The sequence below is a fragment of the Wolbachia endosymbiont (group A) of Aleiodes leptofemur genome, assembly GCF_964028465.1.
Classification (GTDB): domain Bacteria; phylum Pseudomonadota; class Alphaproteobacteria; order Rickettsiales; family Anaplasmataceae; genus Wolbachia; species Wolbachia pipientis.
The window spans coordinates 1,056,517-1,081,966 of the sequence record NZ_OZ034782.1 but is presented as its reverse complement, the minus strand read 5'-3'; the positions used below and the strand labels follow the sequence as shown (position 1 = coordinate 1,081,966).

Below are 25,450 nucleotides of genomic sequence, written 5' to 3'. Positions count from 1 at the left end.
CTTTTTCTACCTATTTGTTAATTCACACAACTCTAAAGAAGAATTTTCTAACTCGGCAATAGTGTTGTTAATTTCATTCAAGTCATTGCCTTGTAAAGCGTTTTTTGCATTTTGTAATAGGTTTTTCAACTTTTGATCAGTGGAAAGGTTATTATTGTTTTCAACCAAGTGTATGAGTTTATTTCCATTAATTTTAGCACCTGCAAGGGAACGAGCCTTCATATCTTCGTCAAAACTGTTTATTGACTGGTTAACCATATTTTGAACATCAGCTTCACTCAAGCCAAAACTTGAATTTACTTTAACTGTCTGCTCAATTCCAGTAGTTTTTTCTCTTGCAGTAACAGTCAAGATTCCGTCAACGTTAACTGTAAATTCTATTTCAACTCTTGCAGAACCTGCAGGCAGTGGCGGTATACCTTTTAGTTCAAACTGCGCTAGAGATTTGTTATCCTCTATCATTTCACGTTCTCCCTGACAAACGTGAATTTTCATTGCTGGTTGCCCATCAACATAAGTTGTAAACTCTTTTATCTCTGAAACTGGTAGTGGTGTATTTCTTGGTATGATTTTTTCAACTATGCCTCCCATAGTTTCTATGCCAAGTGATAAAGGTAGAACATCCAGGAGAATATTCCTATCTTTTGAGCTCGAAGTTAAATCATGAGCCTGCAGAGCTGCCCCAATGGCAACTGCTTTATCTGGATCCACGTCATTTAGTACTTTATTTCCAAAGAGTTTGACTAGTGAATTTTGAACCAATGGTGTTCTAGTTGCACCACCAACTAAAATTACTCCTTTTATATCATCAATTTTAAGATCTATATCACTTATAGTACGAGTGACTATATTGATAGTCTTATTGACCAAAGAACTGATTGCCTGCTCGAATTCTTCTCTGGTAATTTCGCACTCAAATGGCTTGCCGTTAACATTAAATTCGAAGATACCTATAGTGTGATTGCTTAGGTACTCTTTCACAGAGCGTGATTCGATAAATAAGGAATTTAGTTGCTTAGCCGTCTTTTCTCTATACTTATCAATCACAATTGAACTCAGCAAATGATCAAAATCATCACCGCCGAGTTTGGTGTCACCACCAACCGCAAGGACTTGAAACACTCCTTGGTGCAATTTCAATATCGAAATATCGAACGTTCCGCCACCAAGGTCATAAACTGCATATATTCCACTGCTATTGTTCTTTTCAATGGAGTAAGAAAGCGCTGCAGCGGTTGGCTCGTTAACGAGGCGAAGAACTTCTATTCCAGCTAATTTTGCCGCATATTTGGTTGCGTTACGTGCTGAATCGTCAAAGTAAGCTGGCACAGTAATCACTGCTTTTTTTACTTCCAGCCCCTTAGACTTTTTTACCCTCTCACATAAAGCTTTTAATATCTCAGCAGAAATCTCAATAGGAGTAAGATACTTTTCCTCTGCGCATTTTATTCTAATAACTTTTTCGCTTTCATGATCTATTTCAAAATTGACGCCTTCTTTATTTAATTCTTCAACACTTTTACCCATTAAACGCTTTATTGAGTAGATTGCATTTTGACCGACATCGTAGCCAGTTTTCAATGTATTATTTTCATATGAAAGAGCAGAAGGCAGCAGTTCTCTTCCTTGTTCATCTTTAAATATCTCCACGTTGCCAGCTTTATTTACCATAGCAATCAAAGAATTGGTGGTGCCAAGGTCTATACCAAAAACTACTTCACTTGAATTTGGTTCAGAAATTTGAATTGGTTGCATTCTTTTTCACCTCCTCAAATGACTTATATAAATATTTCAATCTTAAGACTTGTGTAGCAGCTCCATCAAAATTCTTTACAGCAAAAGTGTTAATTAGGTTTTTAACGCAATCTTTTATTTTTTCATCAATCATCCTGCTTGCAAATTGTAGATCGTCGCAGTCCAGCAAATACTCTCTTATTTCCATTGATTCATTTAATATTTCAGAATTCGGATGATCCTTTGCCACACCAAAAAGATTCAACAAATGCTCAGCACGTTCTAGTGGTGACTTTAGCACTTGATAAGCTCTGTTAATATTTTCCATGTTTTGGGACTGTCTTTCATTTATATCAGTCCTGCTTAGCTCAATATATTTTTTCTCTAACTCATCAAAACTGATATTGAAAGCTGGTTCAATTTCAAACAATGCAAAATAGTTGCTAGACATGAAAACTCTCTCCACAACCACATTTTCCTTTCTCATTAGGATTTTTGAAAACAAAACCCGATGAAAATTTTTCTTCTACATAATCCATTTCAGAGCCAAGAATAAACATGACGGATTTTGGGTCGATCAACACTTTAACTTTTTGGCCATCACTACAGTTTTCCTCAATTATCGACTCTAAAGGACGAGTATCATATGCATATTCAATATCATATTTTAAACCAGAACATCCTTTTTGCTTAATTAGCACTCTTATTCCTATTGCTTCTTCCGGTTTCTCAAGGTTAGTATGCTTCTTTTGGTCCAATAAATACCTTATCCTTTCTACTGCTTCCGCAGTTATAGTGATAAGTTTTCTATTCTTTTTTACAGTTTCACCTCCGCCTACTTCTTGATATTCACCCATGCTTCTTAATTCTTTTGTTTACTTTGATAGTCATGAATAGCAGCCTTTATAGCATCTTCAGCAAGTACCGAACAGTGTATCTTCACTGGAGGTAAAGACAACTCTTCCACTATTTGAGTATTCTTTATCTGTGTAACGTCACTGATGGTTCTTCCCTTTATCATCTCTGTTAACAAGGAACTTGAAGCAATGGCAGAACCACAACCAAAAGTTTTAAATTTTGCATCTTCAATAACACCTTTGTCATTGACCTTTATCTGCAATTTCATTACATCACCGCACGATGGTGCACCAACTAAACCAGTACCAACACTTGGATCATTTTTATCCAGAGAGCCAACATTCCTTGGATTTTCGTAATGATCTAAAATTTTCTCATTATAACTCATAAAATTACCTGTAAACCGCTATTCTACATTATAACATATTTAGGTTAAAAACTAAAGAAAAATGCACTAGCAAACAGTATATTTTACTCACAAAATATATGGGTTACGAGTGTATTTACTTTACAAATACATGTAGTGCATGTCATTCTCTATATTGTAATTAAAAAGGAGTATTCTCTTGAGTTTATTTGGTAACCTTTATAAAGGCTTGTTAAAAACTTCTTCTCGCTTTAGCAACGGAGTAAAAAGTATTTTCTCTGACAAAAAAAAATTAGATCAGTCGCTTTTAGATGAGCTAGAAGAATTGCTAATTAGCATGGACATTGGTCATAAAACTTCCAAGTTGATTATCGATAGGCTCACAAGCATCAAGTTTGACAAGGAAGTTGAACATAACATTATCACACAGCAGTTAATGAACGAAATAGAAGCTATATTGAGCCCAGTTGTACAGCCGTTAATTTTAAATAAAAAACCACATATAATAATGGTATGCGGAGTAAACGGTAATGGTAAAACCACGACTATAGGTAAGCTTGCATATAAATATAAGGAGATGGGAAAATCCGTTATGCTTGTTGCGTGTGACACATTTAGAGCTGCTGCTAGTGAGCAGTTAAACATTTGGGCAGAACGTTCTGATTGCTTGATTGTTACTGGAGAGTACGGTAGCGATTCTGCGAGTGTGGCATATAGAGCTGTAAGTCAAGCTATGAAAGATAGCGTTGATGTTGTTCTAATTGACACAGCAGGAAGGCTGCAAAATAATGTGAACCTTATGGAGGAATTATCAAAAATATATAGAACGATAAAGAAATTGGATGACACTGCCCCTCATGACGTTATTTTAGTTCTTGATGCAACTACTGGCCAAAATGCTTATAGCCAATTAGAAGCATTTAGCAAAATGGTTAATGTTACCGGGCTAATCGTAACAAAGTTAGATGGCACTGCTAAGGGCGGAGTGGTAATTGGACTTGCAGAAGCTTATAAGATAAAGTTACATGCTATAGGAATTGGCGAAAATATAGAGGACTTAAGGGAGTTTACTAGCAAAGAATTTGCTGAAGCGTTATTTAATTGTAATTAAAAATTTCTCTTAATTCCCTTACGTGACCAAGCTTAATTATCTCAATATCGTGAGAAGAGTAATTACCATTTTTAGGCATAATTGCTTTTTTGAATCCTAACTTTTGTGCTTCTTTTAGTCTGAGATCAGCATGCGAGACATTCCTAATTTCTCCTGAAAGTGCAACTTCACCGCAGATTATTGAAGAAGTTGGCAGCGGTAAATTTACTACACTTGAAATAAGGGAAGCAGCAACAGCAAGATCAGCCGATGGTTCCTGTATTTTGAGTCCCCCTGCAATGTTTAGGTATACCTCTTTATCATGCAAAAACATTTTGCAACGAGCATTTAGCACCGCAATGATCATAGCCAATCGATTAATATCCCACCCAACTACTGCCCTTCTTGGGGTTGCCATATTAGTCCCTGCTATTAATGCTTGCACTTCCATTAAAATTGGTCTTGAACCTTCAATTCCTGCAAATACGGCGCTGCCAACTACTTCTCTGTCATGGGCCATCAGAAACAATGATGATGGGTTATCAACAGGCACAAGTCCTGCTTCAGACATCTCAAAAACACCAATTTCATTTGCAGGGCCAAATCTATTTTTAATAGTGCGTAAAATGCGATATTGATTACTATTTTCACCTTCAAAATATAATACCGTATCTACCATATGCTCCAAAGTTTTAGGTCCAGCTATTTGTCCATCCTTAGTTATATGGCCAACTATTAAGAGGGAAATACCATATTGTTTCGCAAGAATGGTTAATTCATGTGCGCAAGTGCGGACCTGAGTTACAGTTCCTGGTGCTGATGTAATTCTGCTATCATACATTGTTTGTATAGAGTCAATTACTAAGAATTTAATACTTTTGTTTTCCTTTATTGTTGCTACTACATCAGTTAAAGACACTGTAGACAAAAGCTTAATTTTAGGTTCATTTATCTTAAGACGCTTTGCTCTGAGGCTCACTTGCTCTAAAGATTCCTCGCCGGATACATAAAGACATTCAAAAGAGGAAAGTTGCACAACATTAGCTGCAATTCTAAGCAAAAGGGTAGATTTCCCAATTCCAGGTTCGCCACCAATTAAAATGCTAGCACCTTGAACGATACCCCCACCAAAAACTCTATCTAATTCTTCTATTCCTGTTAAAAAACGACTTGGAGTGATAATTTCGCTACCCGATAACGTCTTTATTAAAATTGGCGCAGATATACTTCTTTTGCCCGTTTTTACTGCTATTTCCTCAACAATTGTATCCCAATTGTCACATGCAATACACTTCCCTACCCACCTACCAGTGCTGTGACCACAGGATTGACATACATATATAGTTTTCATCAAAGCCAAAATTATTTTGTTGTAATTGTAATAAAAATTAGCTGAATATGCGAAGTAAATCTATAGCTAACCCAAGAAAGGGTTCCCTATGTCATACCGCGATTCATTCGCGGTATCTCTAGATCCCGCTAACAAGTAGCGGGATGACGAGCTTATCGTCACGCCGCCGCGAACCGTCATACCGCGATTCATTCGCGGTATCTCAAAGCATAGATCCCGCTAACACGTAGCGGGATGACGAGGTCATGCCACCGCGCGAACCGTCATACCGTCACGGTATCTCTAGATCCCGCTAACACGTAGGGGAATGACGAGGTCATGCCGCCGCAAACCGTCATACCGCCGCGGTATCTCTTAGCCGCTAACACGTAGCGGGATGACGGTTGTCGTTTAGCTACAAACGTTAAGAAATTTACCAAATGAAAAAAAAGGCAAAAGAAGCCCTGGGGTTATTATCCGCTTTAAAATATTGGCGTTTTTTATGTTTTAAACGCTTGACAAGCAAGATTAAGCTGCTTTTAATTGCAACTAACTTACGCTGCAAATGTTTAAGAAGTTTACTAAGCAGAAAAAAAGACAAAGAATCCCCGAGTTAGCTAGTCTTTTACTATCTCTGTCGAGTATTGGCGTTTTTTGATGTCTTGTAACGCTTTGTAAGCGCGTTCAGCTTATTTAGATAAAAATCTAGATGTAGATGAAGTTTTGTAAAGACATATAGTATCTATATACTGCAAAAAATTGAACATAAGACGACGATACATTAAGTAATCCTTACCTTTTAATCTGCAGATTGGCGAAAGCAAATACAATAGCTTCACTATCATGATAAGAGGGCTGGCGGAGTTTGTCAAGTAAGTTTTTTGTTTCTATTCCCAATAAAAGTTTGTTATATGGTTATGCAAGAAGTCTAATAGCAAATTTTTAAGTTTCTCTTTAACTCTTTAACCAACGGGCTCCCATGAGGAGAGGAGAGTAAAGGTCTTTTTCCATAGATATTTTCACACTTTTTTCTTCTTCTGTAGTTGGCGGATGAGTAAGAAAGTGAACCTTTGGTGCACCACTAATTATTGCCATCGGTGTTTGCTCTGCCCCTTCTCCCATAACTAAAACAGCAGATGTTGCCAGTGCATCAAGAAGATTGACTTGTGTTACTTGCAGTGGTTGATTATAAAGATCTTGCTTGCCTATATAGGAATAAAGTGGTTCAAATCCACACCAACCAAGAGCAACGCCCGTAACCCCAAGGCGCATAGGTGTTATGTTACTATCTGTAATCAAAATACCAAGATGTTTTATGCAGTGTTTTGTCTTGAGATAGTTCCATATTGATAGAGCTGTTTTCTGAACATCCTTTGGGTATAAAATATACATTTCATTACCATTTGATTCATCAATACCAGCAGATGGAATTAAGATATTGTCTTTGATTGTTAAATAGATGCCGTAAGAATTATGGTCTACATCAACAATTGCATCAGCTTCTCTTTTGATTAGCTCTTCTTTAGAACAAGCAGTTTTGCAAACCACTTGTTTTTGACAAATAGAAATGATTTTTGATGTGATAGCAAGAACAACTTCCTCTCCTAGCAACTCTGAAACATAGCGATCAAGAACCTGCTCTAATACTTCCCCACATTCAATGCGGTGGGTATAAATTGCTTTAACATGCATATTAACGTATTAGCCTACATATAGTATAATCTTTCGTTTTGGTGAGAATAGTTTTATGCCATCCATCAAGAAGTGTTAAGTTGAAATATACATCACCTTTATAGGGTTTGTGAATTTCTGTTATGATAAATTCTGAGATTAGATCATACTCCAAAAAAAGATGCGCTATTTGTGCTCCACCAATCATGAAGACTTTAGAATTACTTTGGATTGACAAAAACTCTTGCATAGAAGAAATAATAGTGCATTTTACTCCTCTGTTAAAACAAGAATTTAATTTGTTACGAGAAAAAACAACAGGGATACGATCCTTCAATATGTTTTGAGGCATAGTTTCAAATGTTTTTCTTCCCATAACAATAACTTGTTTGTCAGTCACCTGACGAAAATGATCTAACTCACTTGGATAATGCCAGGGCAATCCATTATTTATTCCAATTACCCCCTTGGGATCAACAGCCATAATTCCGATAACTAGCATCCCTGTAAAGCAGCTTGAGCTACAAAGAATCGCATGTGATCACGCACATTATGCACTCGAAGGAAATCAACCTTGTTGTGCAATGCAGATGATAAAGCAATTGTTTCTAAATCTCGGTTAAAGACAGGTTCTGTAGAAAAAGAAGAAATAAATGACTTTCTAGAATGACCAACCAGAACTTTGCAGCCAAAATTTTGTAACGTTTCTATACTGCGTAAAATCTGGATATTCTGGTACATAGATTTGCCAAAACCAATACCAGGATCAATAATGATCGAGCTTTGATCAAAACCTAGAGCTAGTAATCTATTAATGTTCCTTTCTGCCCAATTACTTATGGTATCAATTGGATCAATGTCACTTGGGATAATGTTGTCACTATGTGGTGGTATGGAGAGTGAATGCATAATAACGATACTACATCCACTGCTAGCAATCGCTTTTAAGGTATTATCATCTAGATCTCCCTTCTGATCATTTACCCAGGCAATGTTGTAGTGCTCCAAAACATTCAAAATAACATCTGGCCAGAAACTATCAATGCTGACTTTAATGTCACCAACTTTCATATATTGATTAAGGTCATCAAGCACTGGTTTTAAGCGTGCATATTCTGCTTTTGGAGTTTGTATTGAGGAGCCAGGTCTTGTTGATTGAGCACCAAGTTCAACTATGCTTGCACCATCTGATAACAGCCGCAGTGCCTGCTTGGTTGCTTGATCTGCATCATAATAAAGACCACCATCTGAAAATGAATCAGGAGTAATATTGACAATACCCACAAGCTCTGGCGAAAGCGTAAAACTCTTTAAAAAACAATCTTGAATATTAGGGATATCATAAGCAACAGTACCGAACGTTTTGTTGATTATTGGAGTATTATCCATAGGGCTCAGCATTGCCATCAAGTGAAGCAAAAATGGTCTGTTTATCAATTCTGGGTGAGGAATCTTAAGGTAGGATGTATCAAGTGTCAGGTCATCCCATAACAAAATATCCAAATCAATAACGCGAGGTGCCCATTTTTCATAGACCTGCAGACGGCCAATGTCACATTCAATTTGTTTAAGGCCCTTTAACAGCTCTTCAGGAGAAGAAGAACAACTTCCATACACAACCATATTTAGAAATGGCCTGTCCCACCCAGGTGGAGCATCATTTGGTAAAATAGCCTTAGTTTCCAGAATAATTGAAGATTTTAAATTTTTAAAATAGCGCTCCTGCAGTAACTGAGCAGCCTTTTGTAAATGGGAAAAGCGATTCCCCATATTTGAGCCAATAGAAATGTAAATCATTCTTGCAACGCATTACGATAAGTAAAGAAAACACCTCCATGCACACTGGGGACAGGTGGTGCAACTTTGTGAATAGTTACGCCTATAGAAGAAATAATAAGCTTTTTTTGCATCACAAGGTTATTAATGGTCCTGTATATATCATGAGTTAAATGCTCGATTAAGTTGAATTGCTTGCTTTGAACGAGAGATTGAATACTCTGAACTACCTCCAAGTAGCATATAGTATCCTCAAGCCGGTCAGTTGTAAGTCCTAAAGGGGGGGATTTAAAGGTAAAATCAATATTAACACTAACTAATTGAGAATGATACTTCTCTTCTGCACTATAGCCTAAATGAACCCAAAGCCGTAAGTCAGATATAAGAAGATTACATGCAGACATTGCATTCCAACATCACTGAGTTTAAGCTACTTACAACTACTAACACACGCTAGCATTCATCATTCCATCAAGAAAACCCCACAAGAGCTTTGCTCCCTTTTGAGCACCCTTCATAACTTTATCTTGCTCTTTTTCATCTAGGTCTTCAATAAGATTTGCACACTCCTCAGAATGCCATTCATCAGCATGCATATGGACCGTAAAAAATTGAAGAGAACGCTCATCACTTATTGAATAGTGTTTTTTTAAACCTTCAATTTTAGACTTGGAAACCTCTGGAGTTTGACGTTCGTAAGCGTACAAGGCTCCAAGACCTGCTGCAAAACCTGATCTTACAATGTCAAAGTAACCATCAATTAATTCTTGTGTCTCCTTAATCTGTGCACTTTCACGAAGATCAGATCGCGCAACGCCAAGCCCTTCAGCAAAACGTTTCCATAACTCTGGATGATTTTCATCACCTTGTTCCTCTTCTATTAAATTACCAAGTAAAACCTGTCGCATTTTTAGATCTGGGCACAGAAAATGTATACCACTGATGTAACGAGGAAACGCAGCAACGTGGTGATAATATTCTTTAGCATAGGTTTGTAAAGCTTGCAAGCTTAAGCTTCCTGTATTCCATGACTGGTAAAATGGATGATTTAGTAAGTGCAATTCATCTAACTTGTTATTTAGAGACTTAGTAAATTCCATCATTTCCCCCATTACATTAATATATAGCTCATATACTATAGTTTTCTCATTGTTACGATCATGCTAAGATCAATACAATGGTGGGATTGGTAGGACTCGAACCTACGGCCAATTCGTTATGAGCGAACTGCTCTAACCGACTGAGCTACAATCCCTTTTATCAATATTTATAATACACACAAAAGCAAATTTGTCTATTAGCTTATTTCACTATCAACCCAACTTAGCAGATCATTTGTTGCACCAATTTTGCGTGCAATTTCCTTACCATCTTGAAATATAATCAAAGTAGGTATAGATTGAACCCCATACTTACTTGGCACTTCAGTCCCTTCATCTATGTCGAATTTGCAGATCTTAATCTTGCCTTTTCTGTCTTTAGCCAATTGTTCAATACGTGGCATTAGACTTTTACATGGCCCACACCATTCTGCCCAAAAGTCTATCAGAACAAACCCTTTATAGTCAGTGACTTCAGATTTGAAATTTTGATCATTTACCGATGTAATATCATCACTCATAAAATACCTAAATTTTTGTAAAATATAGCGTATCTATTAGCAGTTAATCAACTAAATTCTTACCGCAGAGCTTGAAAAATTGCCCTAAAGTGTTTTGCACAAACAAAAAACTCCTATTACATCTGGTGGTTAAAGATATCCACGTTTTCCCAACCCATTAAGTCTAACTCAATACGAGTAGGAAGAAATTCAAAGCACTTTTGGGCCAATTCTTTTCTATTTTCACGTTCCAGCATTAAGTCTAGCTTTTCCTTTATCCTGTGGAGATACAAAACATCAGATGCAGCATAACTTTTTTGTTTGTCTGTTAAATTTTCATTTCCCCAATCAGAAGATTGCTGCTGCTTATTTAGTTTGGTATCAAGCAGCTCTAAGCACAACTCTTTTAAGCTATGATTATCTGTGTAAGTGCGAACTAAACGTGAAGCTATCTTTGTGCAATAGCACGGAAGTGCCCAAGTTTCCAAGTAATAACGTATTATGCTCACATCAAATCGCGCGAAGTGAAATATTTTAGTTATATTTTTATCCTCTAATATTTTTCTTAAATTTGGCGCTGTATAATCGTTCTTGAGTTGAACTAAGTGAGCGTTGCCATCATTAAAAGAGAGCTGCACAAGGCATAATCTATCTCTGCTATGAAGTAGCCCCATTGCCTCGGTATCAACAGCTATAGACCTTATATCATCTGGTATTGAACTAGCTGGCAAGTCGTCTTTATATAAAAATATTCCCATAAAATTAATACATTTTTTGGCACAATCGAAAACCTATGATAATCAAAAATGAGTCTTAAGTATACGAAAAGATCATAGAAGGAACCACGCAAATTTATGGGCTCTCACATTTTTCGTGTACACGGGGTTTACAAATCGCTGTATATGCCTATAATTAAGTAAATTTAGGTTAATTTAATTGCGGGAGTAGCTCAGTTGGTAGAGCGCAACCTTGCCAAGGTTGAGGTCGAGGGTTCGAACCCCTTCTCCCGCTCTTTGCTTTCAAAATCATTTCGTCAAAAATCCCTTGACAAACTCCGCCAGCCCCCTTATCATGAAACTGAAGCTATTTATTTATCTTCTCTGTACAGATTAAATGACAAAAAAACTCACGTATCTGGCGTCCCATGTTTAATTTTTTGCACTATGTGCACCTTATGTCTTTATAAAATTTCTAGGTTTTTACCTAATATAAGCAGAAATGCGCTTATAAAGCATTTAAAACATCAAAAAACGCCGATTTAAAAAATGGATAGTGAATAACTAGCTACCCTAGGGTTTCTTTTGCCTTTTTTTCTGTTTAGTAAATTTCTTAATGTTTATAATTTAGATTAGTTGCGGCTTAAAAGCAACTAAATCGCGGTTATTAAGCGTTTAGAATAAAAAAACGCCATACTTGAAAGTATAATGTAAGTATAGCTCTTTCCACAGAAGTCCGGATATGATAAGATTAAGGATAGATGGCGATAAGGAGGTTGGATGCCGGCAGCATATAGTTATGATTTAAGAAAAAAAGCAATGGAAGCACTAGACGAAGGGGAAAGCAGAGAAGCAGTGGCAGCAAGATTTAAAATTGGACGAACTACTTTGTGGGAGTGGCAGCAAAGAAAAAAAGAAACAGGCGACTTTCAGTCAAAAAAACTCGGTAATGGAGGTTACAATCAGAAAATTATCGACTGGAATAAGTTTATCGAATTTGCTAAAAAACACGGTAGAAAAACTCTGTCGGAAATGGCTAAACTTTGGGGCAACGTTAGTATCCAAACGATCCACCGAGCTCTCAGAAAAATTGGATTTACGCGCAAAAAAAGACATATGGATACAAGGAAAGGAACGAAGAAAAACGTGCTGAATTCTTAAAAATTATAGCAACAAAAGAACCAGAAAACTTAGTGTATATAGATGAGTCTGGGATTGATAACACGGAGGACTATCCATATGGGTATTGCCAGAAAGGACAGCGATTTTATGCCCTAAAATCTGGAAAAAAAACTCAACGAATCAGCATGGTTGCAGCCTTAAGTAGAAGAAAGATAGTTGCTCCATTAACATTTGAAGGCCACTGTAATATGGATATTTTTAATGGATGGTTTGAGCAATTTTTGGCACCGATCTTAGAACCTGGACAAACTGTCATTCTTGATAATGCTACTTTTCATAAGTCTGATAAGCTTATCAAGCTCGCTAAAGGAGTCGGTGCAGAAATTTTGTATCTGCCGCCTTATTCTCCAGATTTTAACAAAATTGAGCATCATTGGTTTGCTATAAAAAACAGAGCCAGGAAAAACATTCCTCTATTCGAATCCTTTCGTCGTGCTGTTGATTCTGCCTTCCTATGACCTATTCGGACTATTATGAGAAATGCTATAACTGTATGATCTCAGCTTTGCTATCTCTGCGTAGACCAGTTCTCCTTATTAACATCTCAAATATTTTTGTATTCATATATATCCTATATTAATTAAAGTAAATATTAATAATGTTTACTTTTTAAATAAAAATAAATGAAAATTTTAATAAAAATTAAATTTTTTTTAATAGAATAAAAATCTTTTATATTTGCTTGAGTACCAAAAGGGCTTTATTGGTGTAATGCGTTTTCTATTGCGCCTGGCTGCAGTGCCCAGCGTCAAGATCTGATGAACAATGTTCGCTTGCCAGCTTTCGCTTCAATATTTGCACAATTGTGCTAGATCCCCTGCATAACCTGCTTTAAAATCTCCTCCTGCTGCTGAGTGTGAACACTAACATAACCACATGCAGGAGATGCAGCAGCAGGTCTTGCGATACACTTAGGTCTTTTTGCTTGGATATCGAGATTAGATAACACTTCTTCTATCAATGGGTTGACAAAAAACCATCCTCCCATATTTTTTGGTTCTTCTTGACACCATATAATTTCAGCGTTTTTGTACTTTTCAAGTTCATTACTTAGTTTATCTGCAGGAAAAGGATAGAATTGCTCCAAACGTATTACTGCTATATCGTTTATTTTTTGTGCTTCACATATGTCGTAATAAACTTTACCACTGCATATTACAACTTTACGTATTTTATCATTCGAAACTAAACCTGTTCTACATTCTGGAATTACTGTGAGGAATTTTCCTTCAAAATCAGATAGGTTAGATACTGCTCTTTTGTGGCGCAGTAGCGATTTAGGTGTAAACACTACCAGAGGCTTACGAAAGTCTCTATGCATTTGTCTGCGTAAGACATGGAAGTAATTCGCCGGAGTGGAACAATTAACTACCTGCATATTATCCTCTGCGCAGAGTTGCAAAAATCTCTCTATACGTGCGGAGCTATGCTCAGGTCCCTGTCCTTCATAACCATGAGGCAGCAATAAAACTAGACCGCTTGATCGCAACCACTTTGTTTCTGCAGATGCGATAAACTGGTCGATCATAATTTGCGCACCGTTTGCAAAATCACCAAATTGTCCTTCCCAGAGCACCAGTGAATACGGAGAATCAAGACTATATCCATATTCAAAGCCCATTACAGCATACTCAGATAGTGCGCTATCTATGACCTCAAAGTGAGCTTGCTTTTCATTTATATTGTTTAGCGGAATAAATGCTTCTTCTGTTACCTGATCAACAAGCCTTGAATGACGGTGCGAGAAAGTTCCACGACCAGAGTCTTGTCCTGATAAACGCACTCCTATTCTTTCTGTGAGCAGTGATGCAAACGCAAGACTTTCGGCAGTTGCCCAGTCTATATTACTACCAAAATTTATGCTGTCTATTCTGCCATCGAGTATTTTTCTAACCTTATTGTTAATGTTAAAGTTACTTGGGATATTGCTATTTATACGCACACCTAATTTTTTCAGCTCATCTGGCGGAACACCAGAATCCGTGTAGTATTCGCTCAAATCGTTCAGCTTTGCTCTTCTTAATTTTGACCACACTCCACCGAACCAGTCAGCTTTTTTTGGAGTGTAAGCCGCTGATTCAGCAAGACTTTTATCTAATTTTGCCCTGAATTCACTACGCAATTTATTTACTTCATCGCCATCTAATACTTTCTCTGCAGTCAATTTTTCTTCATACAATGTTCCAGGAGTTTTATGCTTTGATATCGCCTTATACATAAGTGGCTGAGTGAAATTCGGTTCATCACCTTCATTATGGCCATATTTGCGGTAGCACATTATGTCAATTACTACGTCCTTTTTAAATTTCTGCCTATATTCCATCGCCAGACTTGTAGCAAAACTCACAGCTTCCGGGTTATCTCCATTGACGTGAAACACTGGAGCTTCTATTGATTTTGCTATATCAGTGCAATAAAAAGAGGATCGTGCGCAACATGGGTTAGCAGTAAAACCAACTTGGTTATTAATGACAATGTGCACAATGCCATCCACTTTATAGCCTTCAATATTGCTTAAGGTTAAAGTTTCAGCAACCACTCCTTGACCGATGAAAGCCGCATCACCATGAATTGATATGCCAAGCACAGATCTTATATTCTGTTTTGCTCTTATTCTTCCAGCCAAAACCGGATTTACCGCTTCAAGGTGAGATGGATTAGGGCATAAACTTAAATGTATTTTTTTGCCACCTGAAAGTGCTCGATCAGAAGAGTAACCAAGGTGATATTTAACATCACCGGACACCTCAAGACCACTTGGGTATGCAAGATTGCCTTGAAATTCAGACAGCATTGCCGCATATTCTTTCCCCATCACTTTGGTTAGAACATTGAGTCGTCCGCGGTGAGCCATGCCAAGGACTATTTCTTCAATACCAAAAACCGTAGAATCACTAATGATTTTTTCAATTGCAACGATAGCTGATTCTCCACCTTCAATAGAAAAGCGTTTATATCCAGGAAATTTCATATGGAGAAATTGCTCGAACATCTCAGATTCGATCAAGTGCCTCAGTATTTCCTTTTTATCTTGTGAACTCAGCGTATAGGTTTGATTTTCGATCTTTTCCTGCAGCCACATCCTCTCCTCATAAGAGGAGATATGCATAAATTCAAAACCGATGTTCTTGCAGTAAATATCTCTATAGATTCCAGCGTCACTTGCCGGATATAGATTCGAATATTTCTGATAATCTACTTCCTTATTCACATTGGGTAATAACGGATTAAGATCCGCAAAAAAATGACCGTAAGATCTGAAAAAATTTGCTAAACTAGAAACTGAATCATCCACCTTAGTTACATGTTGTGCACCGCAGGTCTCCGCTTTATTAACTTCTAAATTGCTTGAAAAAATTCTATACCAATCCTCCCCGATTGATTTATCACCCTGCAAATAACGGCTATACATTTCTTCCACAAATTCTGCATTATCACCATAAAGGCAGCTTAAACTCGACATAATCACTATAAAAAGTATCAAATACTTATAAGTATAACTTAAGTTTTTTAAAAAAGAACTTTTTTAGTTTCTATACGTCATACCGCCGCGGTATCTCTTAACATAGATCCCGCTAACACGTAGCGGGATGACGATTGTCAGGTTGTCATTCCAGCGCGTGACGCTGGAATCCAGTTTTTATTTGCAGCCTACTTGACTCGAAGCTAAGTTTTCTGGATCCAAATAGTCAAGGCACTGGGATGACAAAAAAAGGAGCACTGGAATGACAAAGCTATAGGTTGCAAGCGAGACGTCATACCGCCGCGGCGCTAACAAGAGATCCCGCTAACACGTAGCGGGATGACGAATTATAGCTCTTTTTACAATAATCCGAACAGACCGTAATATGCTACTGGCCTGCTATAGCCATAAACACATATCTTATCGCATTCGGACTATTATAAGAAAGGCTATACTATGCCGCCGCAAACCGTCATACCGCGATTCATTCGCGGTATCTCTTAACATAGATCCCCTACTTAACTGTCATACCTTAACATAGATCCCGCTAACACGTAGCGGGATGACGGTTGTCGTTTAGCTATAAACATTAAGAAATTTACTAAGCGAAAAAAAAGGCAAAAGAAGCCCCGTGGTGGTTGGCTATTTACCATGTACTAAAATATCGGCGTTTTTTTTATTCTAAAACGCTTGATTAAGAGCGATTTAGCTGCTTTTAACTTGCAACTAACCTACACCGCAAGTGTTTAAGAAATTTACCAAGCAGGAAAAAAGGCAAAGAAACCCTAGGGTAGCTAGTATTCAAATTCTCCCTTGTCAATTTGACGTTTTTTGCTGTCTTAAACGCTTTGTAAGCGCGTTTCGGCTTATATAGGTAAAAACCCAGAAATTTTTAAAGACATGCGATGCACGTAGTGCGAAAAATTAAATATGAGACGCCAAATACCCTAAGTTTTTTGTCATTAACCTGCACAGATTGCGAAGATAAATAAATAGCTTCAGTTTCATGATAAAGGGGCTGACGGAGTTTGTCAAGGAAGTTTTTTCGTTTCTATGAGCTACTTGGATGACGAGAAAGGAGCACTTACATATTTATGGCAACCTCATTACCTACGCTCAAAAAGTTTTTCAATATCACTGAGTTTCATTTCTATATAAGTTGGTCTTCCGTGGTTGCATTGCCCGGAATATGGGGTTTTTTCCATTTGTCTCAGCAGCTCATTCATTTCATCTAACCTCATTTTTCTACCCGCTCTAATTGATCCATGACAAGCGATAGTGGCCAATATTTTGTTCACTTTATCTTCTACTGGCAATGTATCTTCTATTTCCGTTAATCTATCAATTATGTTAATTAGCATCTCTTTCACATCTATTGTGCCCAAGATTGCAGGGATTTCTTTTACTATCACTTTATTCTCTGATTTGATTTCAATATCAAAACCCATTTCAAATAACTTATCTTTATAGATTTCAATCATCTCCATTCCAGCCTGATCTTTAATTTCAACCGTTTCAGGAAGAAGCAGTTTTTGTCTTTTTATACTTGATTTTTGTTTTAAGCATTCATATACTAGTCTTTCATGGGCTGCATGCTGATCGACTATAATCAATTTGTCCCTTACCTCTGCAATAATATAAGTATTATAGACCTGACATCGTGCAAACCCGAGCGGGTGGCTCTCTATCAAATCAACTTGCTCTAACACCTTTTTTTCCAGAACCATAGTCTCCGCTTGTGATGGAAATTTCTGTATGCCGGTATAATCAAACGATTTTGACTGTTCTGATAAGCCTTTTGCTTTTTCATTTGGAGAAGCAAATTCTTTTATTAGTTGATTTTTAAAAGGACTTGGTCTTTTTTCATAAAATTCTTTTTGAACATTAGGTTTATCAAAAGGATCCGGCAATGTTGAATCCATTTTCTGGTCATGCGCTGGAAAAGTGCCTATCCTTCTTGACAATGCTTTAATTAATCCTCTTGTCATTATCTCATATATGAGCTTCTTATTCTGAAACCTTACTTCTGACTTATTTGGATGCACATTTACATCTACTTGATCATAAGGTATCTCTAAATGTAACGCTGTAAAAGGATACCTATCGCTTGGAATAAAATCATGATATGCATACCTAACTGCGCCAATAAGTAGATTATCTTTGATTGGCCTTCCATTAACAAACGTATAGATCTGAGTGGACTTACCACGATTGACGGTCGGCTTACAGATGTGTCCCGTAAGTTTAATGTCGTCTTCTTCTTCATTGATCTCCAAAGAATTGCCCTGAAATTCTTCTTCTACTTCACACAATCTATGAAATAACGAAGTCTGCTTAGCGTATTTTAAGAGCTTTTTATTACCTGAAGTGAGAGTAAACCCTATATGATAGTTAATCATTGCTAGGTTGTTTACAATATCAACAATGCTTTGAGTTTCTGCTCTTTCGGTTTTTAGAAATTTTAGTCTATTTGGAGTGGCAAAAAACAAATCTCGTACTTCAATATGTGTCCCTTGTGATAAAGGGTAAGGAGTTAGCTCCCCTATTTTCTCTCCACCCTCATAACTTATAGACCATGCTTCATTTGCTTCTCTTGCCTTAGACGATAATTTTATCCTACTTACTGCTGCTATTGAAGGCAGAGCTTCTCCTCTAAAGCCAAGATGCTTGATTTCTATTAATTCACTATCGCTCAATTTTGAAGTAGCATGGCGCATAAACGCAAGTTCTAAATCGTTTTTTTCTACTCCGTTACCATCATCTGTCACAATAATAAGGTTACGCCCACCACTTTCTATTTTGATCTCTATTTCTAAACTTCCAGCATCTATTGCATTTTCCACTAATTCCTTTACTACACTTGCTGGCCTTTCTATCACCTCCCCCGCTGCTATACGGTTTATGGTTTTTGTGTCTAAAAGAGTTATTGCCATAGATTTATTATGAAACTGGTTTTTCTTTTACTTCTTTGGTCTGTTTCTCTCTCCACTTTTTTAACCTACCTGCAATTTCACTGTTGGAAATTGACAATATAGATATGGCAGTAATGGCAGCATTATATGCTCCATTTTCTCCTATAGACATGGTTGCAACTGGAACACCCTTTGGCATTTGAACTATAGAGAGTAGACTGTCCAGCCCATTTAATTGTTTACTATGCACAGGAACGCCGATAACTGGTAAACAAGTTAGTGACGCAACCATACCAGGTAAATGAGCTGCACCTCCTGCACCAGCTATAATAACCTTAAAACCTTCTTCTTGTGCAGATTTAGCAAAATTGAAGAGCCTTTCTGGTGTTCTATGTGCAGATATTATGAATATATCATGTGAAACTTCTAATGCTTTTAACATATCAACAGTATGGACCATAGTGGTGTAATCTGACTCACTTCCCATAATAACAGCAACATCTTTTTTTATTTTTGTCATATTCAACACAATTTTACTTACTAACTAAATAATGTTCCAGCTAAAAAGCAACAAATATTTAAATTATATTATAAATATAATATATAGAATTCTTGTTAAAATAGAAATTTTAAAAATTTAAATAAATATCTATGTTAAGATATAGAGATATAAACTTCTTATGTAAGATAAATTTATAAAATAATTATTTTTGTATTTCAAGCTTTGTAATCTTAGCTTGTTCTTTCTATAAATGGTTTTTTCAGATAGACTGATGGTAAAATGGTAATTTAAAATTACTAGAAATTTGATAAAAATATTAATATATAATCAACTTAAAGTTTTAAATATTGATATCATATAATTATTGACAAGTTACATGATATTAATATCTTGGTATATTAAATATTATGTTATAATATTTAATAAAGTTAATTGATATGTGAGTGTAAGAATTATGGAAATAATATCGTTAAATAACTTAGACAGTGCAGGAATAAAAACAAAGTTGCTTTATATAATAAATAAAATTATAGAAAAAAATGCTTGGACTCAGGCTTTTGCAGCTGAGAAACTTGGTATTGATCAGCCAAAGGTATCGCAAATTAAAAATGGTAAAATAGATGGTTTTTCTTTAGAGCGATTGTTAGGATTTCTAAAAAAACTTGATCATGAGATAACAATCACGATGACAGAAAGCCAAGAAATAAAATCTGAGGCAGAAAAAGTAAAACATGAAGTTGAATCGCAATAGATACAAAGTTGACAACTTGTTTTTTGTGATATAGTATAAAATTTATTAAGGTAGTATCTTATGGCTGAGTCTATTGTAGAAAAGTGTATAGAACGGGTAAGTAACCGTTTCAAATTGGTTCTGTTGGCAAGTCAAAGAACACATGATTTAAATACAGGGGCAAGTAATCCAATTCAAGCAGCTAAGTTTAAAGGTCATAAAAATACCATAGTTTCCTTACATGAAATAGCAGGAAAACAGGTGGATACTCATGAGCTGTTTAGCCTTTTGGTAGGTAGATGCAAGGAATACATGAAAGGAAATATGAATAATGTTTACAGCAGTAATACAAGTAAGCTAGCGAATTTATTAAATTTTTCTGATAACACAGATCTTGATGTAAGTCAAGAAAGCCAAGATTATGAAGTGGATGGTGAAATAGATGATGAAATAAATGATCAAGATGGCGATGAAGAAGTATCCGTTTAGAAATCTACTGAAGTTACATAGTCTTTAAATGATTTGCATTGCTATCTATACACTGTTGTTCTGTATGAGTGTAATGTTGTGTTACATAGTGTCTAAGTCAAATGATGTGTACAATAAGGTTTTAGCGTTCAATAATTTCTCAACGCAAGTAGTTGTACTTATAACAGCAATATCAATCATTCTGAATAATTTTTTTTTAATTGATATAGCATTGTTGTATGCTAGCGTTAGCTTTATATCAACTATAGCACTAATGAGATTAATGTTGTTTTGATAATTTATGATAGGATCCATTTTCATATTTTTAGGTATTTGTTTGATAATTATTTCAAATATAGGGGTGATCAGATTTCCTGATTTCTATACTAGGTTACATGCAGCAGGTATTACAGATTCTAGCGGTGCAACGTTATTGTTAATTGGTTTTGCTTTGCAGAATGGATTTTCAATCAATACTGTTAAAATAGTATTATTAATTTTTATAATATGGGTAGCTAACTCAACTAATAGCTATATTTTAGCGCGCACTCATTATAAAGTTAAGAAAAAAACTGTTAAAGAAGGCTAAGGTGTTAGAAATATTAAATGTAGTGTTACTTTTGTTGTTACTAACAGTTACGGTTTTTATAGTTTTCTCGCGACATTTAGTCGTAAGTGCTGTTCTAATGTGTGTATTTAGTTCACTGATTGCGCTTATATACTTAATTATGAATGCACCTGATGTTGCAATTACTGAAGCTTCTGTTGGTGCGGGGCTCAGTACAGTTTTTACGTTTGCAGCACTCTCCTTGATAAAGAATCATAAAGTAAATCTATCTCATAACCCTATAACGCTTTTTTTTATGTTATTTCTGGCTGTATGTTTGTCATATTTTATGATTCAATTGCCAGATTTTGGCAGCCACAATGCTCCGATCCACTTGCATGTTGCTCCTTATTATGTGGAAAATACCGAAAAAGCTACCGGTATTCCTAATATAGTGACAGCTATTTTGGCAAGCTTTCGTGGTTATGACACGTTTGGAGAAACTATAGTAGTTTTTACTGCTGCGCTTTGTATAACGTTGATATTAAAAGAAGAAAAAGAAAATGATTAAAGATCCGATATTAAATGCAGTAACATTTTTGATGATACCTTTTATCATTTTATTTGGTTTATACATACAATTTCACGGTGATTACACTCCGGGTGGAGGTTTTCAAGCAGGAATAATTATTGCCTCCGGGATAATATTATATTCAATGCTATTTGGTGTATCTACAACTCTAAAAGCAATACCTTATTCTGTGATTAGATTGACTAACGTGTTAGGTATTTTAATTTATGGAGGAACGGGCGTTGCAACAACTTTACTTGGCCAAAATTTTTTATCTTATGATATCTTGTTAACCAATAATAGAACCGGTCAAAAATTAGGTATTTTTTTGGTGGAATTAGGTGTAGCATTTACTGTCTGCTCCTCTATGTTAATTATATATATAAATTTTGCTCGTAGGAAAAAACAATGACTTTATATAATTATACGATTATTATTGTATTAATGGTGCTAGGTTTATATATTATTATAAACGATAAAAATTTAATCAAGAAAATGATAGGGGTAAGCGTCTTCCAAGCATCTGTTTTGTTATTTTACATATCTCTAGGATATATAAAAAGTTCCTTGCCTCCTATATTGGTTTCAAATTTTTATTCATATAGCAATCCTATACCCCATGTTTTAATGCTTACTGCTATAGTGGTTGGAATTGCAACATTTTCAGTTGGATTATCCATAGCAGTAAAAATGGAAGAAAAGTATGGAACAATCGATTAAGACAAGTGTACATAAATTAACAGTATCTTAAACTATATGAAGTAACAAATAGCCACAAGTTAAAAGTAAAATTATAGACTTGCTCGTTGTAAGTTTGTTTGTTAATAAGAAATAAAATTATAAACTATAAAGGTAATGATGTCAACTATTAATGATGCAGAAGATAAGAAAAAAATTATCAAAGATCTGGTAACTAAGAGTATAAAAAAGGGTGGTTTTATCACCTTTGATGATATAAATGATAAATTATCAGATGAAAATTTTTCGTCTGACTTTATAGATGATGCTATATCTTTATTGCAGGATTCCGGAATTAATGTGCTTGAAAGTAGCGAAGATGAAGAAGATATTCCTTCCAACAGTGATGATAGTAAACTTGATGATGATGACACATCGCCAAATGTTACTGCAACTTTAGTACAAAATGATGATCCAGTGAGGATTTATTTACAAGACATGAGCTCCGTAAAGCTTTTATCAAGGGCAGATGAAATCGAGATAGCAAAAAAAATTGAATCTGAAAAGCATAACATGTTACGTGCAATAATTGAAACATCAGTAACATTAAAGGTGATAAAAGTATGGCGTGATGATTTAAGTAATGGAGCTCTCTTACTGAGAGAAATTATAGATCTGGATGCAATTTATAACTCTGATTTTAATGTGGTACCCAAAGAAGAAAGTGAAGAGAGTGAAGAAAGTGCTGAAGATGTTGAGGATTCTGAGGATGTTTCTGAAGATGCTGAGTACTGTAGTGATGATGAGAAAGATAGTAAAAAAAGTGATGATGAGAAAGACGGTAATAATGAAGATATAAGTTCAGTCAATTTAAATGTTTCTATTCTTGAAATGGAAAGTGACTTATTGCCAAAGGTCATAGTTGCATTGGATGAGATAATTACTTTAACAAATGAAGCGTTGATATTAAGAAAAAATTCTAAAAATTTCTCTAATGAGCTAGAAAATTTGTATAATCAAATATGGTCTATAGCATTACAAATTAAGTTAAGTGATGCTGCTGTTGCCAGAATTACACAAGAACTTTATAAGATAAATAGATCCATTACGCTTGAAGAGGCTAATCTTATTGCTGAGGCTAGAAAATACGATATCGATAGAGAAAGTTTCTATAAAGTTTATGATGACGTGCTTTTAAAGCACGAATTGAAAAAGATAAGTCTTTTAAAGATCAATGAAAATCAGTCCTCTTTTACAGGTGAATTAAAAAACAAATTTTTAAGGTTTATAGACGATAACTCTGAACATATAGCTAGTACCTTGAACGGTATTAAGCAGCATATACAGGAAGATAACGTACAAGAATTTAAGGAGCTAATCAAGAGAATACAAAAACACAAACGAGAAGTCTCTGAAGCAAAGCAAGAAATGATTAAGGCTAACTTAAGGCTAGTAGTTTCCATTGCTAAGAAGTATTCAAAAAGAGGCCTTGATCTGCTTGATTTGATACAAGAAGGCAATATTGGTCTTATGAAGGCCGTGGATAAGTTTGATTACAAACGTGGATATAAATTTTCAACTTATGGCACTTGGTGGGTAAGACAATCAATCACTAGAGCAATACCTGAGCAGTCTAAAGTAGTTAGAATACCAGTTCATATGGTGGAAATTATCAGTAAAATCAACAGAGCATTAAGAAAGATGACTCATGAGATGGGAAGAGAGCCGACGTTAGAGGAATTGAGTGTAGAACTGACAATGCCACTGGAAAGAATACGCAAAGTTATGAAAATAGCAAGGGATCCAGTAAGTCTTGAAGCTCCAACAGGAAAAGATGATAGTAGTACCTTTGGTGATTGTATAGAAGACAAGCGAGTCTCCAGGCCAGAGGATGCTGCAATACTTGCTGACTTGCGTGGCATTACAACCAATGTTCTTGCAACTTTAACACCAAAGGAAGAAAGAATTTTAAGAATGCGTTTTGGCCTTGGTAAAGATGGGAAGGAACATACCTTAGAAGAAGTAGGAAAAATTTTTAATGTAACACGTGAGAGAATTAGGCAAATAGAGGCAAAAGCACTGCGCAAGTTGAAACATCCAAGCCGTGCTAGAAAACTTAGAGGGTTCTTTTAAGTATACGTGTCAAGTTAAGAAGAAGCTGATTTTGTCCGGAAAAAGTGGAGAGCAAGTTAGGCCAAAGTTGTATAATTTCACCGCTATTTTTCTTTTTCTATGAATCTAATGAAACAACATGCTAATCTACGGTAAATATTATGACAAACAAAAATGACAATTCTAATTCAAAGTATAGAAATTTTTATGTTCTGGGTGATAGCTTATCCGATAATGGCGCAATCATTGGAATTTTAAATAATTTATCCTTTGCAAAAAGCGTAAAATTTGATGATCCTTTTTATCAAGGAAGATCTTTTAGCAATGGCCCTACTGCTGTTGAATATATAGCAAAATATTTAGATTTAGATGAATTTAAACCTGGGTGGAGTTATTCATTTTTTGGGAGATGCCACGAACAGCAAGGTCAGAATTACGCAGTTTCATATGCAACAGCATCTGAAATTTTTGACCCTATTTTTTCTTATTTCTTCAATAAATTTCGTTTAGCTAACCAGCTAGATGCGGTAATTAAACATCATCCAGATATAGGTAAAGAAGATTTATTTTGCATCATAATCGGCGGAAATGATGTTATGGTTGCCACTGCTTATGACGATACTAAAGCGGAAGAAGTGTTGGAACAAGCAGTGAGTGAAATATGTAATGCACTTAAGGTTCTAAATGAACATGGTGTTAAGCATGTAGTTGTTGCAAATGCACCTGAAGTTGGCTCAATACCAGCTTTTAATAGAGATGAAGAAGCAAGGGAACTAGCTACAAAGCTCACGGAGAGTTTCAATGCAAAACTGGCTAAAGGCTTAGATTATATGAAGAAAAGTACAAATCTTGAAATAAAAGCATTTGATCTTAACTCTAAAATGAGAAGTATGTTTAGCGAATACAAGAGCAAAGGTTTAAATTGTCAAGATGCATGCACATCGAACATTGCAGACCAAGTTGGGAGATTTAAAGAAAATATAAAAATACTCTTAAAGTTGATATTTAAAGGGGAACTTGACGTTCACTATAACCCTGGGTGTAGCAAAGAAACACTAAAGGATTATTTCTTTTTTGATTATTTCCATCCAACTGCGGAACTTCATCATGAAGTTGGTAATGAAGTGTATGAGTTGATTTGAC

Annotated in this window: 27 protein-coding genes and 2 tRNA genes; 13 read left to right on the top strand and 16 right to left on the bottom strand. The window is 35.7% G+C overall.

Going from position 1 to position 25,450, the window contains the following annotated elements; all coding sequences use genetic code 11:
• Positions 1-6: 6 nt before the first annotated feature.
• Genes hscA through iscU form a run of 4 tightly spaced genes read right to left on the bottom strand, consistent with a single transcriptional unit; the run spans position 7 to position 2,980 of the window.
• Positions 7-1,755 carry a Fe-S protein assembly chaperone HscA gene (gene hscA / locus ABWU67_RS05820; protein WP_353281911.1) on the bottom strand — a complete coding sequence of 583 codons (1,749 nt, stop codon included), beginning with the start codon at positions 1,753-1,755 and terminating at the stop codon, positions 7-9.
• Positions 1,733-2,185 carry an iron-sulfur cluster co-chaperone HscB C-terminal domain-containing protein gene (locus ABWU67_RS05815; protein WP_341822196.1) on the bottom strand — a complete coding sequence of 151 codons (453 nt, stop codon included), beginning with the start codon at positions 2,183-2,185 and terminating at the stop codon, positions 1,733-1,735. Before ABWU67_RS05815 ends, hscA begins: the two co-directional genes overlap by 23 nt.
• Positions 2,178-2,591, bottom strand: a complete 414-nt coding sequence (locus ABWU67_RS05810; RefSeq protein WP_353281909.1) for a HesB/IscA family protein — start codon at positions 2,589-2,591, stop codon at positions 2,178-2,180. The genes ABWU67_RS05815 and ABWU67_RS05810 overlap by 8 nt, the downstream gene beginning before the upstream one ends.
• Positions 2,592-2,596: 5 nt before the next feature.
• Entirely contained in the window at positions 2,597-2,980 is a 384-nt protein-coding gene (gene iscU / locus ABWU67_RS05805) for a Fe-S cluster assembly scaffold IscU (protein ID WP_151808025.1), read from the bottom strand.
• Positions 2,981-3,158: 178 nt separating this feature from the next.
• On the opposite strand from iscU, the gene ftsY reads away from it, so the two are divergent.
• On the top strand, positions 3,159-4,070 hold the full coding sequence (gene ftsY, locus ABWU67_RS05800; RefSeq protein ID WP_353281906.1) for a signal recognition particle-docking protein FtsY: 912 nt from the start codon (positions 3,159-3,161) through the stop codon (positions 4,068-4,070).
• Here ftsY and radA read toward each other — a convergent pair.
• From radA to ABWU67_RS05755, 9 genes are all read right to left on the bottom strand, one after another.
• The gene (gene radA, locus ABWU67_RS05795; RefSeq protein WP_353281904.1) at positions 4,057-5,400 is read right to left on the bottom strand and encodes a DNA repair protein RadA; all 1,344 of its coding nucleotides are present in this window, start codon (positions 5,398-5,400) and stop codon (positions 4,057-4,059) included. The two genes, ftsY and radA, sit on opposite strands and share 14 nt — an antisense overlap.
• A 933-nt stretch (positions 5,401-6,333) precedes the next feature.
• Positions 6,334-7,071, bottom strand: a complete 738-nt coding sequence (locus ABWU67_RS05790; RefSeq protein WP_353281902.1) for a putative folate metabolism gamma-glutamate ligase — start codon at positions 7,069-7,071, stop codon at positions 6,334-6,336.
• 1 nt (position 7,072) lies between these two features.
• On the bottom strand, positions 7,073-7,552 hold the full coding sequence (locus ABWU67_RS05785) for a dihydrofolate reductase (protein WP_341821839.1): 480 nt from the start codon (positions 7,550-7,552) through the stop codon (positions 7,073-7,075).
• The gene (gene folP / locus ABWU67_RS05780) at positions 7,546-8,847 is read right to left on the bottom strand and encodes a dihydropteroate synthase (RefSeq protein ID WP_341821837.1); all 1,302 of its coding nucleotides are present in this window, start codon (positions 8,845-8,847) and stop codon (positions 7,546-7,548) included. The genes ABWU67_RS05785 and folP overlap by 7 nt, the downstream gene beginning before the upstream one ends.
• The gene (locus ABWU67_RS05775) at positions 8,844-9,230 is read right to left on the bottom strand and encodes a dihydroneopterin aldolase (RefSeq protein ID WP_007548841.1); all 387 of its coding nucleotides are present in this window, start codon (positions 9,228-9,230) and stop codon (positions 8,844-8,846) included. Before ABWU67_RS05775 ends, folP begins: the two co-directional genes overlap by 4 nt.
• Positions 9,231-9,269: 39 nt before the next feature.
• Positions 9,270-9,926, bottom strand: coding sequence for a CADD family putative folate metabolism protein (locus ABWU67_RS05770; protein ID WP_341821835.1), 657 nt, complete (start codon positions 9,924-9,926; stop codon positions 9,270-9,272).
• 78 nt (positions 9,927-10,004) lie between these two features.
• Positions 10,005-10,081 (bottom strand) — tRNA-Ile (locus ABWU67_RS05765).
• A 42-nt stretch (positions 10,082-10,123) separates the two neighbouring features.
• A complete protein-coding gene (gene trxA / locus ABWU67_RS05760; RefSeq protein WP_209472576.1) occupies positions 10,124-10,447 on the bottom strand; it encodes a thioredoxin in 324 nt (107 codons plus the stop codon).
• Between the two features lie 116 nt (positions 10,448-10,563).
• Positions 10,564-11,184 carry a ribonuclease D gene (locus tag ABWU67_RS05755; protein ID WP_010962900.1) on the bottom strand — a complete coding sequence of 207 codons (621 nt, stop codon included), beginning with the start codon at positions 11,182-11,184 and terminating at the stop codon, positions 10,564-10,566.
• 180 nt (positions 11,185-11,364) lie between these two features.
• Between ABWU67_RS05755 and ABWU67_RS05750 the strand changes: the two genes are divergently transcribed.
• Positions 11,365-11,437: transfer RNA gene (locus ABWU67_RS05750), tRNA-Gly, on the top strand.
• Positions 11,438-11,922: 485 nt separating this feature from the next.
• Positions 11,923-12,782, top strand: a protein-coding gene (locus ABWU67_RS05745; protein WP_156518142.1) for an IS630 family transposase whose coding sequence is annotated in 2 segments (ribosomal slippage) — positions 11,923-12,247 and positions 12,247-12,782 — 861 coding nt in all. Because the reading frame shifts where the segments join, the coding sequence is not laid out codon by codon here.
• Positions 12,783-13,132: 350 nt separating this feature from the next.
• Here ABWU67_RS05745 and ABWU67_RS05740 read toward each other — a convergent pair.
• Positions 13,133-15,787, bottom strand: a complete 2,655-nt coding sequence (locus ABWU67_RS05740; RefSeq protein WP_095742843.1) for a 2-oxoglutarate dehydrogenase E1 component — start codon at positions 15,785-15,787, stop codon at positions 13,133-13,135.
• A 385-nt stretch (positions 15,788-16,172) separates the two neighbouring features.
• On the opposite strand from ABWU67_RS05740, the gene ABWU67_RS05735 reads away from it, so the two are divergent.
• Entirely contained in the window at positions 16,173-16,328 is a 156-nt protein-coding gene (locus ABWU67_RS05735) for a hypothetical protein (protein ID WP_353281900.1), read from the top strand.
• A gap of 565 nt (positions 16,329-16,893) precedes the next feature.
• On the opposite strand, the gene mutL is transcribed toward ABWU67_RS05735, so the two are convergent.
• Positions 16,894-18,720 carry a DNA mismatch repair endonuclease MutL gene (gene mutL, locus ABWU67_RS05730; RefSeq protein ID WP_353281898.1) on the bottom strand — a complete coding sequence of 609 codons (1,827 nt, stop codon included), beginning with the start codon at positions 18,718-18,720 and terminating at the stop codon, positions 16,894-16,896.
• A gap of 7 nt (positions 18,721-18,727) precedes the next feature.
• Positions 18,728-19,219, bottom strand: coding sequence for a 5-(carboxyamino)imidazole ribonucleotide mutase (gene purE / locus ABWU67_RS05725; protein ID WP_341821996.1), 492 nt, complete (start codon positions 19,217-19,219; stop codon positions 18,728-18,730).
• A gap of 436 nt (positions 19,220-19,655) precedes the next feature.
• On the opposite strand from purE, the gene ABWU67_RS05720 reads away from it, so the two are divergent.
• The 9 genes from ABWU67_RS05720 to ABWU67_RS05680 all read left to right on the top strand — a co-directional run bounded on the left by ABWU67_RS05720 (position 19,656) and on the right by ABWU67_RS05680 (position 25,449).
• Positions 19,656-19,952 (top strand): helix-turn-helix domain-containing protein, encoded by a 297-nt coding sequence (locus tag ABWU67_RS05720; RefSeq protein WP_010081926.1) that lies wholly within the window; start codon positions 19,656-19,658, stop codon positions 19,950-19,952.
• Between the two features lie 60 nt (positions 19,953-20,012).
• Positions 20,013-20,420 (top strand): DNA-directed RNA polymerase subunit omega, encoded by a 408-nt coding sequence (gene rpoZ / locus ABWU67_RS05715; protein ID WP_264705819.1) that lies wholly within the window; start codon positions 20,013-20,015, stop codon positions 20,418-20,420.
• A gap of 28 nt (positions 20,421-20,448) precedes the next feature.
• Complete coding sequence (locus tag ABWU67_RS05710; protein ID WP_353281896.1) at positions 20,449-20,694, top strand: monovalent cation/H+ antiporter complex subunit F; 246 nt, start codon at positions 20,449-20,451, stop codon at positions 20,692-20,694.
• A gap of 6 nt (positions 20,695-20,700) precedes the next feature.
• Positions 20,701-20,988, top strand: a complete 288-nt coding sequence (gene mnhG, locus ABWU67_RS05705) for a monovalent cation/H(+) antiporter subunit G (protein ID WP_006279703.1) — start codon at positions 20,701-20,703, stop codon at positions 20,986-20,988.
• A 1-nt stretch (position 20,989) separates the two neighbouring features.
• Positions 20,990-21,517: a DUF4040 domain-containing protein gene (locus ABWU67_RS05700; RefSeq protein ID WP_015589497.1), complete on the top strand. Its 528-nt coding sequence runs from the start codon at positions 20,990-20,992 to the stop codon at positions 21,515-21,517.
• Positions 21,510-21,929: a Na(+)/H(+) antiporter subunit B gene (locus ABWU67_RS05695; protein WP_006279705.1), complete on the top strand. Its 420-nt coding sequence runs from the start codon at positions 21,510-21,512 to the stop codon at positions 21,927-21,929. The genes ABWU67_RS05700 and ABWU67_RS05695 overlap by 8 nt, the downstream gene beginning before the upstream one ends.
• The gene (locus ABWU67_RS05690) at positions 21,926-22,237 is read left to right on the top strand and encodes a cation:proton antiporter subunit C (protein ID WP_006279706.1); all 312 of its coding nucleotides are present in this window, start codon (positions 21,926-21,928) and stop codon (positions 22,235-22,237) included. Before ABWU67_RS05695 ends, ABWU67_RS05690 begins: the two co-directional genes overlap by 4 nt.
• A gap of 138 nt (positions 22,238-22,375) precedes the next feature.
• On the top strand, positions 22,376-24,328 hold the full coding sequence (gene rpoD, locus ABWU67_RS05685; RefSeq protein ID WP_353281894.1) for an RNA polymerase sigma factor RpoD: 1,953 nt from the start codon (positions 22,376-22,378) through the stop codon (positions 24,326-24,328).
• A gap of 140 nt (positions 24,329-24,468) precedes the next feature.
• On the top strand, positions 24,469-25,449 hold the full coding sequence (locus tag ABWU67_RS05680; RefSeq protein WP_010082050.1) for an SGNH/GDSL hydrolase family protein: 981 nt from the start codon (positions 24,469-24,471) through the stop codon (positions 25,447-25,449).
• Position 25,450 lies beyond the last annotated feature (1 nt).